This window comes from Nocardia sp. NBC_01377 (assembly GCF_045040005.1).
In the GTDB taxonomy this organism is placed as follows: domain Bacteria; phylum Actinomycetota; class Actinomycetes; order Mycobacteriales; family Mycobacteriaceae; genus Nocardia; species Nocardia noduli.
In genome coordinates, this window is sequence record NZ_CP109566.1 from 1,161,827 (window position 1) to 1,176,186 (window position 14,360).

Here is a 14,360-nt window from a genome sequence, read left to right on the forward strand (position 1 = left end):
GCTATGCCCGAACCTGTCCGCTCGCCGTGGGAAGAATCCCTCGCCGCCGCTTTCTCGCTCGTCCTGGAACGCCCGGTTCTCGAGGACACCGGCGAGTACGCCGCGTGGTACTCCTGCTCGGATCTGTCCTCCGAACTCTTCGATGCGGGTTTCCCGCTCGAACCGCTCGCGGCGGGCGAGGTCGTCGGCGACCCGTTCGCCTCGATCCCGGTTCTGGGGAAACTCTTCGAGGGATGGGATCTGTTCGCCCCGCACTGGTCGATCGATCTGGGCGCGTCCCTGTTCTTCGGCGAGGACGACGAACTTCTGCCCGGGCGCGAAGTGGAGGCCGCGATATCGGGCCGCGAACTGGGAACCGAGCTCATCGCCCGGAAGGTGAAGGCGAAGAAGCTCGCCGACGCGTATCCCACGGTGCTGTTCCGCGTCCACACCGACGGCTCGCTCTTCGGCGCGATCCAAGCCCTGACCGGTACCCATCGGGGCCGCGACCATCTCTTCCCCCTCGATCCCGAAGCGGGTGTGCGCAAGCGCTGGAACAGACGCTTCGCCGAGTTGGACGACTCCGCGTTGGCCGACCACCTGCGCAATCTGTTCCGCACCGAGGACTATGCCCGCGCCTACGGCGCCTACCACCTCGGCACCGACGACCCGTCCCACGGTTACCTCCCGCACCCGGTCACCACGGCCTGGCGGTTCGGTGAGGCCCAGGCATGGTCGGCCGTCACGTCCGCCTCCTGAAGCGGCCGGTAGGCGCACGGGCCTCGAGCAGTCGACCGTCACCGTCGCGCGATCGTCGTCCGGTGGGCGCGTTCTCGATCCGCCGCGGTGTCGTCCGCTGTTCGAAGCCGGTTCGCCGGTGCGCCACGATAGGAAGCCGTCCAGCAGAATGACCCGCTGTGTCCGTTGATCAGCTCGCCGTGCCGCCCGCCGACGCCGCCCGTCGGCTGCTCGGCTCGGTGCTGTGGTCGGGGCCGGTGGGCGTGCGGATCGTCGAGGTGGAGGCCTACGGCGGCGATACCGCCGGACCGTGGCCGGATCCCGCCTCGCATTCCGGTCGCGGCCCGACCACGCGCAACGCGGTCATGTTCGGTCCCGCGGGAGTGCTCTACGTCTACCTCAGTTACGGCACTCATTTCTGTGTGAACGTGACCAGCGGCCCGGACGGTGTGGCGAGCGCGGTCCTCCTGCGTTCCGGCGAAGTCGTGGCAGGGCTCGACACCGCACGCGCGCGCCGCCCGACCGCTCGTCGCGATCACGATTTGGCAAGGGGTCCTGGCAATTTCGGAAGCGCCATGGGGATCACGCTGGCGGACTACGGAACCGATCTCTTCGAGCGGTCCGCCCCCGTCCGCCTGGCGCTGAACGAGCCGATCGCCGCGGAGCGGATCGTATCGGGTCCGAGGGTAGGAGTGAGACTCGCGGCCGACGTGGCGTGGCGATTCTGGTTGCCCGAATCGGCCGCCGTCTCGGCCTACCGGCGCAGTCCGCGCGCGCCGCGACCGGCTACCTGATCCTCGAAAAAGAATTTCGCGCCGTGCGATGAGTTCTCGCGGGGTCGCCCGTCCTACCTGTTGAACGCGCTACCGACTCGGCGCGACCGACCAGAAGGACGACATCATGACCGCCATCACCGCCGCCCCGATCGCCTCCGCCTCCCGTCCCGGTAAGGGCCTCGACCGCACCCTGTGGACCCTGCAGATCGTGCTCGGACTGTTCTTCATCCTCGCCTCGGGCGCCCCGAAACTCGTCGGCCAGGCCGACGCCGCGCAGAGCTTCGCCGCGATCGGCTTCGGCACCTGGTTCATGTATTTCACCGGCGTGGTCGAGGTGGCGGGCGGTGTCGGCCTGATGGTCCGCAGGCTGAGCGGCCCGGCCGCGGTCGGCCTGTCGATCACCACGGTCCTGGCCGCCGCCACGCAGGCGTTCCTGCTCGACGCGCCCGGCCTGTCGATCTTCCCGCTGGTGCTGGCCGTGATCTTCGGCTGGATCGGCTATCAGCGCCGCGACACCATCGCGGCCTTGTCGGCGCGAGTGCGGCGCTGACGGTCCCCACGATCGACCGGCAACCGGCGGGATGACCCCCGCCGGTTGCCGCATTGCGCGTTGCGCGACGGTCGCCCGTCAGGGTCGGCGGCGATCGTCGCGCAACGCACTCCCGGTTCGGTGTCGCTGCCGCCCACCTGCGCATCGGCGCAGGACAGTAGTGCGGAAAGATGGGACAGCGTGAGCGGCGACATCATCGATGAACTGACCTGGCGCGGACTGATCGCGCAGTCCACCGACCTCGACGCCCTGCGCAAGGCGCTGGCCGACGGGCCGCTGACGCTCTACGCGGGCTTCGATCCGACTGCCGCCAGTCTGCACGCGGGCCACCTGGTGCCGCTGCTGGCGTTGAAACGTTTCCAGCGCGCGGGCAATCGGCCGATCGTGCTGGCCGGCGGCGCCACCGGGCTCATCGGTGACCCGCGCGACGTCGGCGAGCGGACCATGAACTCGACCGACACCGTGGCCGACTGGGCACTGCGCATCCGCTCACAGCTCGAGCGCTTCGTCGACATCGACGATTCGCCGACGGGGGCGATCATCGCCGACAACATGGACTGGACCGGTCCGCTCTCGACCGTCCATTTCCTGCGCGACATCGGTAAACACTTCTCGGTGAACGTCATGTTGGCGCGCGATACGGTCAAACGTCGTCTCGACGGCGACGGCATGTCCTACACCGAGTTCAGCTACATGCTGTTGCAGGCCAACGACTACCTCCAGCTGCGCCGCGCGCACGGGTGCCGACTGCAGGTCGGCGGCTCGGACCAGTGGGGCAACATCATCGCGGGCGTGGAACTGAATCGTCGCGTCGACGGCGAATCGGTCCACGCTCTCACCGTGCCGTTGGTGACCTCGGCCGACGGCAAGAAATTCGGCAAGTCCACCGGCGGCGGCAGCCTGTGGCTCGATCCGGAGATGACCAGCCCCTACGCCTGGTACCAGTACTTCGTGAACACCGCCGACGCCGACGTCGTCCGCTACCTGCGGTGGTTCACCTTCCTCTCCCGCGAGGAACTGGACGAACTCGAGCGGGCGACGCTGGAACGCCCGCACGCGAGGGAAGCGCAGCGCACGCTCGCCGCCGAGATGACCACCCTGGTGCACGGCGAGGAGAACACCCGCGCGGTGCAGCTGGCGAGCCAGGCCCTGTTCGGCCGCGGTGAACTGCGTGAACTCGACGAGAAGACCCTCGGCGCCGCGTTGAGTGAGGCCGCCGTGGACGGAGCCGTCGCCGAGATCGCCGTGGACCAGGCGGTGACCATCGTGGATCTGCTCGTGACGAGCGGACTGTCCGAAAGTCGCGGAGCGGCCAGGCGCGCGGTCAACGAGGGCGGCGCGTACGTGAACAACGAGAAGATCTCCGACCTCGAATGGACCCCCGCCGAGGGCGACTACCTGCACGGACGCTGGTTGGCGTTGCGACGGGGCAAGCGCAATATCGCGGGCGTACGACGCGCCTTCGGCTGAAGTTTTCGTGGCTTGGGTCACAGTTTCGTGGCCCAAGCGTCGAAATCGCTCTCGCGCAAGCCTCTGACCAGCGGAATCACATCGGTGTAGTGCGGATTTGACGGCGCGTTCTCCGCCGCGTAACTTAGTCCAAGTCAGAGCGACACGGACACCGACCCGGAGCCCAAACGCCCAGCTCAGAAGCTGGAAATAGGGACCGGGAAACGAGGTAGGACGATGAGCGCCTGGCCAACCTATAGAACACCAGCAGGGACACGAACGACCGAGCGGCTTGACTCCGCGAGGGAGGTCGGTTAGGCTGGAAAAGTTGCCTCACGGAAGTAGTCGGATATAAACCGGCGCGGATGTGTGTGCGTGTGTTCTTTGAGAACTCAATAGTGTGTCGATGAATGTCAGTGCCAAATGTTTTATTTGGTTCCGGCCCTTTCGTACCCCCGTATGGGATGGGTTGGATATTAGTCAGCAAAAGTTTTTTTGTTGGCGTTTTGTTTTGCTGGGTTTTCGGACTCTGGTTAGATATTTCTGATTCGCCTTTCGGGGTGTTTCGTGAGTCTTCAACGGAGAGTTTGATCCTGGCTCAGGACGAACGCTGGCGGCGTGCTTAACACATGCAAGTCGAGCGGTAAGGCCCTTCGGGGTACACGAGCGGCGAACGGGTGAGTAACACGTGGGTGATCTGCCTCGCACTTCGGGATAAGCCTGGGAAACTGGGTCTAATACCGGATATGACCTGGGGATGCATGTTCCTTGGTGGAAAGATTTATCGGTGCGAGATGGGCCCGCGGCCTATCAGCTTGTTGGTGGGGTAATGGCCTACCAAGGCGACGACGGGTAGCCGACCTGAGAGGGTGACCGGCCACACTGGGACTGAGACACGGCCCAGACTCCTACGGGAGGCAGCAGTGGGGAATATTGCACAATGGGCGGAAGCCTGATGCAGCGACGCCGCGTGAGGGATGACGGCCTTCGGGTTGTAAACCTCTTTCGACAGGGACGAAGCGCAAGTGACGGTACCTGTAGAAGAAGCACCGGCCAACTACGTGCCAGCAGCCGCGGTAATACGTAGGGTGCGAGCGTTGTCCGGAATTACTGGGCGTAAAGAGCTTGTAGGCGGTTTGTCGCGTCTTCTGTGAAAACTTGGGGCTCAACCTTAAGCTTGCAGGGGATACGGGCAGACTAGAGTACTTCAGGGGAGACTGGAATTCCTGGTGTAGCGGTGAAATGCGCAGATATCAGGAGGAACACCGGTGGCGAAGGCGGGTCTCTGGGAAGTAACTGACGCTGAGAAGCGAAAGCGTGGGTAGCGAACAGGATTAGATACCCTGGTAGTCCACGCCGTAAACGGTGGGTACTAGGTGTGGGTTTCCTTCCACGGGATCCGTGCCGTAGCTAACGCATTAAGTACCCCGCCTGGGGAGTACGGCCGCAAGGCTAAAACTCAAAGGAATTGACGGGGGCCCGCACAAGCGGCGGAGCATGTGGATTAATTCGATGCAACGCGAAGAACCTTACCTGGGTTTGACATACACCGGAAACCTGCAGAGATGTAGGCCCCCTTGTGGTCGGTGTACAGGTGGTGCATGGCTGTCGTCAGCTCGTGTCGTGAGATGTTGGGTTAAGTCCCGCAACGAGCGCAACCCTTGTCCTGTGTTGCCAGCGGATTATGCCGGGGACTCGCAGGAGACTGCCGGGGTCAACTCGGAGGAAGGTGGGGACGACGTCAAGTCATCATGCCCCTTATGTCCAGGGCTTCACACATGCTACAATGGCCGGTACAGAGGGCTGCGATACCGTGAGGTGGAGCGAATCCCTTAAAGCCGGTCTCAGTTCGGATCGGGGTCTGCAACTCGACCCCGTGAAGTTGGAGTCGCTAGTAATCGCAGATCAGCAACGCTGCGGTGAATACGTTCCCGGGCCTTGTACACACCGCCCGTCACGTCATGAAAGTCGGTAACACCCGAAGCCGGTGGCCTAACCCCTTGTGGGAGGGAGCCGTCGAAGGTGGGATTGGCGATTGGGACGAAGTCGTAACAAGGTAGCCGTACCGGAAGGTGCGGCTGGATCACCTCCTTTCTAAGGAGCACTTCTACGTAATCCGTCACATAGGTGAGTGTGGTTGCGTCAGAGACCGTTTCGGGAACATTCGTTTTCCGGCGGACGCTCATGGGTGGAACACTGGCAATCTTCGTCGTCGTATGGTTCTTCCTCAGTGGAGGGCCGGCGTTCGAATATATCGGCACACTGTTGGGTCCTGAGAGAACACGCGAGTGTTTCTTTCATGGGAAACGATAACGATCTGCTCGGATTTCTTGTTCATACCGGGGAGGCTGGAAAGTCTTCTGCTGGTGCGGGGTTCGGATTCGAGTGGGTGTGTTGTTTGAGAACTGCACAGTGGACGCGAGCATCTTTGTTAGTAAGTGTTTAAGAGCGTACGGTGGATGCCTTGGCACCAGGAGCCGATGAAGGACGTAGGAGGCTGCGATAAGCCTCGGGGAGCTGTCAACCGAGCTGAGATCCGAGGATTTCCGAATGGGGAAACCCAGCACGAGTGATGTCGTGTTACCCGCATCTGAATATATAGGGTGTGTGGAGGGAACGTGGGGAAGTGAAACATCTCAGTACCCACAGGAAGAGAAAACAACAGTGATTCCGTGAGTAGTGGCGAGCGAAAGCGGATGAGGCTAAACCATGCGGATGTGATACCCGGCAGGGGTTGTCCGTGTGGGGTAGTGGGGTCATTCTTCTCGATTCTGCCGAGTCGAGCAACAGTCAGAAACCGTTGGGTTAGTCGAAGTGGTCTGGAACGGCCTGTCGTAGAGGGTGAGAGTCCCGTAGACGAAAACCGAGCGGCTGTTGTGGATGATGCCCGAGTAGCAGCGGGCCCGTGAAATCTGCTGTGAATCTGCCGGGACCACCCGGTAAGCCTGAATACTCCCTGGTGACCGATAGCGGACTAGTACCGTGAGGGAAAGGTGAAAAGTACCCCGGGAGGGGAGTGAAATAGTACCTGAAACCGTGCGCTTACAATCCGTCAAAGCCTGTGCATCCTTTAGTGGGTGGTGGGTGATGGCGTGCCTTTTGAAGAATGAGCCTGCGAGTTAGTGGCATGTGGCGAGGTTAACCCGTGTGGGGTAGCCGTAGCGAAAGCGAGTCCGAATAGGGCGGTTCGAGTCGCATGTTCTAGACCCGAAGCGGAGTGATCTACCCATGGCCAGGGTGAAGCGACGGTAAGACGTCGTGGAGGCCCGAACCCACTTAGGTTGAAAACTGAGGGGATGAGTTGTGGGTAGGGGTGAAAGGCCAATCAAACTCCGTGATAGCTGGTTCTCCCCGAAATGCATTTAGGTGCAGCGTCACGTGTTTCACACCGGAGGTAGAGCTACTGGATGGTCTAGGGGGCCTACAAGCTTACCGAAATCAGCCAAACTCCGAATGCCGGTGTGTGAGAGCGTGGCAGTGAGACTGCGGGGGATAAGCTTCGTAGTCGAGAGGGAAACAGCCCAGATCGCCGGCTAAGGCCCCTAAGCGTGTACTAAGTGGAAAAGGATGTGGGGTCGCGAAGACAACCAGGAGGTTGGCTTAGAAGCAGCCACCCTTGAAAGAGTGCGTAATAGCTCACTGGTCAAGTGATCCTGCGCCGACAATGTAGCGGGGCTCAAGTACACCGCCGAAGCCGCGGCATTCACGCAATACATTCACTTCTCCTTGCGGGGGGTTGTGCAGTGGTGTGGATGGGTAGGGGAGCGTCCTGTGGCCATGGAAGCGGCGGAGTGATCCAGCCGTGGAGGCTACAGGAGTGAGAATGCAGGCATGAGTAGCGAAAGACGAGTGAGAAACTCGTCCGCCGAATGACCAAGGGTTCCTGGGCCAGGTTAATCCGCCCAGGGTGAGTCGGGACCTAAGGCGAGGCCGACAGGCGTAGTCGATGGACAACGGGTTGATATTCCCGTACCCGTGTATCCGCGCCAAATGGTGAATCAGTTGTGCTAAGTATCCAAAAGCGGATGGACCTCCTTCGGGAGGCCGGATGTGGCTGCATACGATCCTGGCTGTAGTAGTCAAGCGATGGGGTGACGCAGGAAGGTAGCTGGGCCAGTCAGTGGTTGTACTGGTGTAAGCCTGTAGGGCGAGACATAGGCAAATCCGTGTCTCATGTGCCTGAGAGGTGATGCGTAGCCGATTGAGGCGAATTCAGTGATCCTATGCTGCCGAGAAAAGCCTCTAGTGAGTTGGTACACGGCCCGTACCCCAAACCGACACAGGTGGTCAGGTAGAGAATACTAAGGCGATCGAGAGAACTGTGGTTAAGGAACTCGGCAAAATGCCCCCGTAACTTCGGGAGAAGGGGGACCAACGCTGGTGACGGAACTTGCTTCCTGAGCTGGTGGTGGTCGCAGAGACCAGTGAGAAGCGACTGTTTACTAAAAACACAGGTCCGTGCGAAGTCGTAAGACGATGTATACGGACTGACGCCTGCCCGGTGCCGGAAGGTTAAGAGGACCGGTTAGCCAGTAATGGCGAAGCTGAGAATTTAAGCCCCGGTAAACGGCGGTGGTAACTATAACCATCCTAAGGTAGCGAAATTCCTTGTCGGGTAAGTTCCGACCTGCACGAATGGCGTAACGACTTCTCAGCTGTCTCAACCACAGACTCGGCGAAATTGCATTACGAGTAAAGATGCTCGTTACGCGCGGCAGGACGAAAAGACCCCGGGACCTTCACTATAGCTTGGTATTGGTGTTCGGTACGGTTTGTGTAGGATAGGTGGGAGACTGTGAAGCGGGCACGCCAGTGTTTGTGGAGTCATCGTTGAAATACCACTCTGATCGTATTGGACTTCTAACCTCGGACCATGATCTGGTTCAGGGACAGTGCCTGGTGGGTAGTTTAACTGGGGCGGTTGCCTCCTAAAATGTAACGGAGGCGCCCAAAGGTTCCCTCAGCCTGGTTGGCAATCAGGTGTCGAGTGCAAGTGCACAAGGGAGCTTGACTGTGAGAGCGACAGCTCGAGCAGGGACGAAAGTCGGGACTAGTGATCCGGCACCGGCAAGTGGAAGCGGTGTCGCTCAACGGATAAAAGGTACCCCGGGGATAACAGGCTGATCTTCCCCAAGAGTCCATATCGACGGGATGGTTTGGCACCTCGATGTCGGCTCGTCGCATCCTGGGGCTGGAGTAGGTCCCAAGGGTTGGGCTGTTCGCCCATTAAAGCGGCACGCGAGCTGGGTTTAGAACGTCGTGAGACAGTTCGGTCTCTATCCGCCGCGCGCGTCAGAAACTTGAGGAAGGCTGTCCCTAGTACGAGAGGACCGGGACGGACGAACCTCTGGTGTGCCAGTTGTCCTGCCAAGGGCACTGCTGGTTAGCTACGTTCGGAAGGGATAACCGCTGAAAGCATCTAAGCGGGAAGCCTGTTCCAAGATGAGGTTTCTCACCACCTTCGAGTGGTTAAGGCCCCCTACAGACCATGGGGTTGATAGGCCAGAACTGGAAGCTCGGTAACGGGTGTAGGTGACTGGTACTAATAGGCCGAGGACTTACCAACAAAGAAGCTACGCGTCCACTGTGCGGTATCTGAAACAACACACAGACACTGCGGCAGACACCCGAAAACACTTTCGGTGTGTATGCGAACCCGGAAGACACTGTCTCGACCGTGAAAACGGTGCAGGGAGTGTGGATCCCGGGTTCGTGCACACACGGAGTGTGGTGGGGTGTCGGCGCTGTTGTGTGGATAGTTTCATAGAGTTACGGCGGCCATAGCGGCAGGGAAACGCCCGGTCCCATTCCGAACCCGGAAGCTAAGCCTGCCAGCGCCGATGGTACTGCACTCGACAGGGTGTGGGAGAGTAGGACACCGCCGGAACATCGTTCACGATAGGGGACCCAGAATCTGGGTCCCCTATCGTCGTTTGAGCACCTTTTCGTGCTCCTCCACGTTGCCCCGTCCACGGCTAGAGCCCGGCGCGTGATTGAATTTGCCATGGAGCCCGTAGCGGCCTCCGGAATCTCAGAAAGGGATCACCGTGTCGGAAGATAACGACGGTCGGAAGTCTTTCCGACGCGGCGACGGATCCGATCGTCCGTCCCGCGGAACCGGCGGCTCCGACAGCGGTCGTCCCGATCGCGGCGCAGGCCGGCCCGATTCGTCCGGTGGACGCGGCGGCGACCAGCGCGGTGGCTCCGGCGACCGCGGCGGGTACAACCGTGGTGGCTCGGGCGATCGTGACGGCGGCACCCGAAGTGGTGGTTTCCAGCGCGGCGAGAATTCGGCGCCGAGGGGCGGCTTCCGCCGCGGCGATGATTCCGGAAGCCGCGGCGGTGATTCCCGTGGTGACAGCTCCGGCGAACGTGGCGGTTTCAAACGCGGCGGCGGTTCCGACGATCGCGGTGGCTATCATCGCGAATCCGGCCGCGGTGGCGGATTCGGTCGTTCCGATTCCGGTGGCGACAACCGTGGTGGCTCCGCAGATCGCAGCGGCCAGCGTGACTCCGGCCAGGGTGGATTCAAACGCGGCGAATCGAGCGATCGCGGCGGTTACAGCCGTGGCGACTCCGGTGATCGTGGTGGTTCCGGTCGCGGGAATTCGAGCGATCGCGGTGGATACAACCGCGACTCCGGCAGTCGTGGCAGCAATGGGCGTAGCGGAGATTCCGCTGATCGCGATGGTTACAACCGAAGTAGCGATTCCGGCGATCGTGGCGGCCACAACCGCGGCGGTGACTCCGATCGTGGCAGCAGCCGCGGCGGCGATTCCGGTGAACGCGGTGGATTCAAGCGCGGTGGTGGCTCGGGTGATCGCGGCGGTGACCGTGGTGGATTCAGCCGCGGTTCCGGCGAGCGGACCGGATCTTCCGGTCGTGATTCCGGTGACCGTGGCGGTTCCGATCGTGGATCTCAGCGTCGCGACGACGACCGCACCGGCGCGCAGCGCGGTGGAGGTTATCAGCGCGGTGGCGACGATCGCGGTGGGTTCAGGCGCGACTCCGACGATCGGAGCGCGGCGAACCGCGGTGCTTCCGGTGACCGTTCCGGTTCCGATCGCGGTGCGGATTCACGTGATCGCGGCGGGTTCAAACGCGCGAGTGACCGCGGCGGGTCCGATGATCGGGGTACGTCGAACCGTGGTGGATCGGGCGAAGGCGGCGGGTCCGAGCGCGGTGGTTTCAAACGCGGCGCGAGTGATCGTAGCGGCGAGAACCGCGGTGGTTCCGGCGATCGCGGTGGTTTCCAGCGTGGTTCCGGTGACCGTGGCGGCTTCGAACGACGAGACGGTGGTGACGACCGTCGACGTGGCGGTGAAGGCGCGCGTACCGGCGGCGGCCAGGGTGGTCGCGGCGGCGAGCGGCGTCCGCCCCGTCCGGAGGAACCGGATCTGCCCGATGACATCCAGGCTTCCGATCTCGACCCGACGGTCCGCCGCGACCTGCTGAGTCTGGACAAGACCAATGCCGAGGCCGTCGCCAGGCACCTGGTGATGGCGGTGCGTCTCATCGACGACGATCCGCGACTGGCCTTGGCGCACGCACGCGCCGCTCGTCAGCGCGCGGGACGTGTCGCCGTGGTCAGGGAGACCGCGGGAGTGACCGCCTATCACGCCGGTGAGTGGGCCGAGGCGTTGTCGGAGTTGCGCACCGCGCGCCGCATGTCGGGCGGTTCCGGACTGCTCGCCGTCATGGCGGATTGCGAACGTGGTCTCGGACGCCCCGAGCGGGCGATCGAACTCGGCCGCAGCGACGAGGCCCGGGAACTGTCCGGTGACGAGGCAGCCGAACTCCGGATCGTCGTCGCGGGCGCTCGCATGGACCTCGGCGAGTTCGACCAGGCCGTGGTCACCCTGCAGGGCTCCGATCTCGACGCCTCCCGTACCGGCTCCTCCGCTGCCCGCCTGTTCTACGCGTACGCCGACGCCTTGGTCGCGGCGGGCCGTACGGCCGAAGGCCTGGAGTGGTTCCTCAATTCGGCCTCCGCCGATCTGGACGGCGAGACCGACGCCGAAGAGCGCGCCGCCGAACTCACCGGCGACCAGTAGGCCGCAGGAGTCGGGACTCGCCCGTCGCACCGGAACCACGAAAAGGTGACGGCCCCGGCTCGGCGGCTGACCCGCGTTCCGCGACCGGCTCGTGTTCGGCACTCGCGCAACGCATCGTCCCCCGGTACGGCCGGGCCGCTCGGGGATTGGCGACGTCCGCGTGGTGGGCGCTGGGCATTCGCTGGTTTACTGTCGTCGTTCCGTCCCGAGGGACCGGGATTTCCCGGGAAGCGGTGAGATCCGGGTGCGGGCGCATCGATCGCACGCTTCCGGTGTGGCTCGAGCTCGACGAGTGGCTCGGTGGTGCTGCGGCGCGACGGTTCTCCGCTGCGGTATTGCTCATCGATTCCGAACCTACGGTGCCGCCTCCCGAATATCCTGAGTGTCCACGGAATCGGTTGATAGCGGCGAATTCGCCTGCGCCACTTTTGTGAGAACTACTCGAATTACTGTGAGGATTCACGATTCCCCCGATTCGGCGTCCTGGCCTGTTGACTTGCGTTTCTCGCTCAGTAAAGTGCGTTGCGTTGCAGCCTATTTCGCCTGTCGAGTGGCGAGAAGAATTCGCGGCGAAATGATTTCGCGACTCTGTCGATCCGCGCGGATCCGCCGCGGCAACGGGAACGCTCGCGAATATCTGGAGGAACCATGAGTTCTCGAACCATCGGCCGCGCCGCTCTGAAAGGTATGCTGATCGGTGCGCTGTGCTCCGCGACTCTGCCCGTGTTCTGGTCGGCGCAGGCGCAGGCCGATCCCGGGTGCGCCGATGTCGCCGTCGTGGTCGCACGTGGAACCAACGAGCCGGGCACCCTCGGCACGATCGTCGGCGATCCGCTGTACGCGAAGGTACGTGGCTCGGCCCAGGTCACGACCACCTCCTATGCCGTGGACTATCCGGCGAACCCGGCCGATCCGACATCGGTGCGGAAAGGAGTGGCCGATGTCGTCGAGTATGTGACGGTCGCGCTGAACAAATGCCCGAATCAGCGTTTCGTCATGGTCGGCTATTCGGAGGGCGCCATCGTCATGCACGGTGTCCTGGGTGAGGCGGCCCCGCTCGTCCCGTCCTCGATCGCGCCGCTCGAATCCCGGTACCAGGCGCCGATCGTCGCGGTCGCCCTGTTCGGCGACCCCGGCCTCATCTGGCGGACGGGAGTGCCGCAGAGACATCGCGATCACACCCGGACCTATTGCGCCTCGGGCGATCCGGTCTGCCAGCTCGGTGGCGCCCTGCCGCTGGCGCACGTCGCCTACGGCGCCGCCGTCGACGAGGCGGCGGGATTCATCGCCGGAAGACTCTGACACCGCACAGACGGTGAGGCGAGCGGTGCTCGGCCTCGCGCGACGGCTGTCCGTCGTGTGACGCCGAGCACCGTTGTGTCGCAGGCCGACACACGACCGCGACCGGCGACGTCGTCCGGCGATCGAATCGCGGGCGCGGCCCATCGGTGCGCTGGCGTAGGGTGCGAGTCGTCTCGGTGCGCTGCCGGGATGGTCGGAACGGCGGTTGTGGGGGCGGACTGCCCCGTGTCGTGTTCGATCGGCACGAGGTGCGACCGGCGGGCGCCGATCGGCCAGGGAGTGAGAGTGGTGTGACGCGACTACGGGATCGCTATGAGGCCCTGCTGCTCGATCTGGACGGAACCCTGTACAGGGGTCCGGTGGTGATCGAGGGCGCCCCGGAGGCATTGGTCGACGATGTCGGCGGGCAACGGCTCGTGTACGTCACCAACAATGCCAGCCGTGCCCCGAAGACGGTCGCCGAACATCTGAGCGAGCTCGGTTTCCCCGCGAGCACCGAGGACGTCGTGACCAGTGCCCAGGCGGCCGCCGGGTTGCTGGCCGAGCGTCTGTCACCCGGCTCGACGGTGCTCGTCGTCGGAACCGATGACCTGGCCCGCGAGGTGGACGCCGTCGGGTTGACGTCGATCCGCCGATTCGACGAGGACGCTCCGGCCGCCGTGGTGCAGGGTCATTCGCCGCAGACGGCATGGCCGGATCTGGCCGAGGCGGCCTACGCCCTGCGCGCGGGCGCGCTGTGGGTGGCGGCCAACACCGACCGGACGCTGCCGAACGAACGCGGTCTCGCGCCGGGTAACGGGTCGATGGTCGCGGCCCTGGTCGCCGCCTCCGATCGGGAGCCGATCGTCGCGGGCAAACCGTACGCGCCGTTGCTGGAGGACGCGCTGACGCGGGCGGGCACGCGCAGCGCGCTGGTGGTGGGGGACCGGATGGACACCGATATCGAAGGTGCGAACCGGGTCGGACTGGAATCGCTGCTCGTGCTCACCGGCGTCAGCACCTTGGACGAACTCCGCGCGGCCCCACCCGAACGGGTCCCGACGTTCGTGGCCGACTCGCTGGCCGCGCTCAACCACCCGCCCCTCGAATTCGATGTCGACGGCGATCCGAGGCAGGCGCTGGCCGAACTGTCGGTCGGCAATCCGGGCAGGGCGGTGACGGTCCGCGCGGTCGATTCGGAAATCCGATAGCGTTGTCACCACGATGAGTACTCCGAAACCCGCCCGAATGGACCCGGTATGACCGCACCAGGCTCGAATGGACCCCGCCCCGGCGTCCCGCTGCCCGGTCGGCACCTGCCCGGCGCGCAGGGGCAGACGGAGCTCGCGGATCCGGCTCGGATCCGCGCCGAGATCGATGAACTGCTCGCCGAACTGGATTCCCGTCCGCAGTGGGGGACTCCGGCGGCGGACAGCGTCGAATCCGGCGCGGATATCACCCGTCGCGCCCGCATCCTGGAACAGGCGCACGATGTGCTCGTCCAGGCGCTCGCCACGGTGGACAAGATCTGAG

Annotated in this window: 7 protein-coding genes, 3 rRNA genes and 1 pseudogene; all 11 read left to right on the forward strand. The window is 63.5% G+C overall.

Annotated elements, in window-relative coordinates:
* The first annotated feature begins 3 nt into the window (after positions 1–3).
* The 11 genes and pseudogenes from OG225_RS05430 (at position 4) to OG225_RS05480 (ending at position 14,359) form a co-directional block, all read left to right on the forward strand.
* Complete coding sequence (locus OG225_RS05430) at positions 4–738, forward strand: hypothetical protein (protein WP_405180665.1); 735 nt, start codon at positions 4–6, stop codon at positions 736–738.
* 158 nt (positions 739–896) lie between these two features.
* On the forward strand, positions 897–1,511 hold the full coding sequence (locus OG225_RS05435; RefSeq protein ID WP_405180666.1) for a DNA-3-methyladenine glycosylase: 615 nt from the start codon (positions 897–899) through the stop codon (positions 1,509–1,511).
* A 106-nt stretch (positions 1,512–1,617) separates the two neighbouring features.
* Entirely contained in the window at positions 1,618–2,043 is a 426-nt protein-coding gene (locus OG225_RS05440) for a DoxX family protein (protein ID WP_405180667.1), read from the forward strand.
* Positions 2,044–2,223: 180 nt separating this feature from the next.
* Complete coding sequence (gene tyrS, locus OG225_RS05445; RefSeq protein ID WP_405180668.1) at positions 2,224–3,513, forward strand: tyrosine--tRNA ligase; 1,290 nt, start codon at positions 2,224–2,226, stop codon at positions 3,511–3,513.
* Between the two features lie 554 nt (positions 3,514–4,067).
* Positions 4,068–5,586, forward strand: a 16S ribosomal RNA gene (locus OG225_RS05450).
* A 338-nt stretch (positions 5,587–5,924) separates the two neighbouring features.
* Positions 5,925–9,058 (forward strand): 23S ribosomal RNA (locus OG225_RS05455).
* Positions 9,059–9,262: 204 nt separating this feature from the next.
* Positions 9,263–9,379 (forward strand): 5S ribosomal RNA (rrf, locus tag OG225_RS05460).
* Together the 16S, 23S and 5S rRNA genes form the textbook arrangement of a ribosomal RNA operon.
* Positions 9,380–10,535: 1,156 nt before the next feature.
* Positions 10,536–11,546: pseudogene (locus OG225_RS05465) on the forward strand (tetratricopeptide repeat protein); the annotation flags it as partial.
* A 648-nt stretch (positions 11,547–12,194) separates the two neighbouring features.
* Positions 12,195–12,848 (forward strand): cutinase family protein, encoded by a 654-nt coding sequence (locus OG225_RS05470; RefSeq protein ID WP_405180669.1) that lies wholly within the window; start codon positions 12,195–12,197, stop codon positions 12,846–12,848.
* A 290-nt stretch (positions 12,849–13,138) separates the two neighbouring features.
* A complete protein-coding gene (locus OG225_RS05475) occupies positions 13,139–14,038 on the forward strand; it encodes an HAD-IIA family hydrolase (RefSeq protein ID WP_405180670.1) in 900 nt (299 codons plus the stop codon).
* Positions 14,039–14,086: 48 nt separating this feature from the next.
* On the forward strand, positions 14,087–14,359 hold the full coding sequence (locus tag OG225_RS05480) for a hypothetical protein (RefSeq protein WP_216907939.1): 273 nt from the start codon (positions 14,087–14,089) through the stop codon (positions 14,357–14,359).
* The last annotated feature ends 1 nt before the right edge of the window (position 14,360 follow it).